Annotated in this window: 1 protein-coding gene; it reads left to right on the top strand. The window is 40.7% G+C overall.

Annotation, left to right across the window (positions count from 1 at the left end; translation table 11 throughout):
- Positions 1-351 precede the first annotated feature (351 nt).
- Positions 352-1,017, top strand: a complete 666-nt coding sequence (locus SSCH_RS06785; RefSeq protein WP_084710992.1) for an ABC transporter substrate-binding protein — start codon at positions 352-354, stop codon at positions 1,015-1,017.
- The last annotated feature ends 232 nt before the right edge of the window (positions 1,018-1,249 follow it).

Below are 1,249 nucleotides of genomic sequence, written 5' to 3'. Positions count from 1 at the left end.
CAGAACGTATGAAGAAGCTATTGTTAAAGACAAAATACAGTGTGGTATTTTGGGTTGGAACAGTGAAGTATCTCTTGCGGTAATGGATGTCGTAGCCAAGTACCAGATTCCTCACTTCTATTCGTTGTCTACAATCAAAAAGTAATACAATGAGAAAGCTTTAAGCAGACCCTGATAAATATAAAGTAATATGCTCGCCAAATGTCAGGCTCCCCGGCGAAACCAATGATGGAATACGCTGAGGCGAATTAACCTGGCAATTGAAAATGGCACTTGGACCCAATAAAAAAAGTACTCAGGTGTCTTATGGTGTAGATAATGACTGGGGTAGAGAGTTTGGAGTAAGAAGCCATTAAAGTATTTAAAGATTATGGCTGGGAAATCGTTGGCCCCGAGTTTACCCCGATGGGAGAAACCGATTTCTATCCACTGCTTAAGAAATTTAAGGATAATGGTGCAACACTTCTCATCGGAACTTGCGCTGATCCCGCCGCGGTTTCCTCTTTTTGCAAGCAGGCAGATGAGCTGGGGGTACCTGCGATAAGGATTCTCGACGGTTTGGGATGGTTTGGTGACTGGTACCAGCTTACCGGGGATTCTGCAAATTACGTATTAGACTTAATTCCGCAATGGACAAAACCTGAAGCTAAAGAGTTCCGAGATAATTTTAAAGATCGCTTTGGCTATGAACCTGGCCCCAGTAACGCCGGTTTAGCTTATGATGCTGTCTGTTTCTTCATTGAAAACCTTCAGGATTGTTATGATAAATACGGCAAGTTAGATAAAGAAACTCTGTTAAAATACGCAACTGAGGAAGTACAGACCGGAAAAGTATCTTTTACGAACGGCATTTTAATGGATGAGTACGTGTTTACAGATGAAACTTGGCCAGATCCTGAAGTGGGCGTTACAAAGTATTTTATCCCTGTTATCCAATATTTCGAAGGTAAAGGGACGGTTATTTGGCCAGAGGAATACAAACAAGCAGATATTGTAGTTCCTGACTATGCTAAATAATTAAATTTTCAGGAGAGCCTGTTCTTCCTACAAGGGCAGGCTCTCCATCAACTTCAAAAGAACAGGGTGATAAAATGTACTTAAAATAACAAAATGTTAACGAAAAGATTCGGCGGATTGGTTGCCTTAAAAAGATGTTTCTTTTGAACTGAATGAAGGTGAAATTACTGGCAATTATCGGCCCCAATGGGGCTGGACAAAACAACACTTGATTAATGTTATTTCAGGTTTT

The organism is Syntrophaceticus schinkii (assembly GCF_000946815.1).
In the GTDB taxonomy this organism is placed as follows: Bacteria; Bacillota; DSM-12270; order Thermacetogeniales; family Thermacetogeniaceae; genus Syntrophaceticus; species Syntrophaceticus schinkii.
This window is presented reverse-complemented; position numbering and strand designations above follow the sequence as displayed.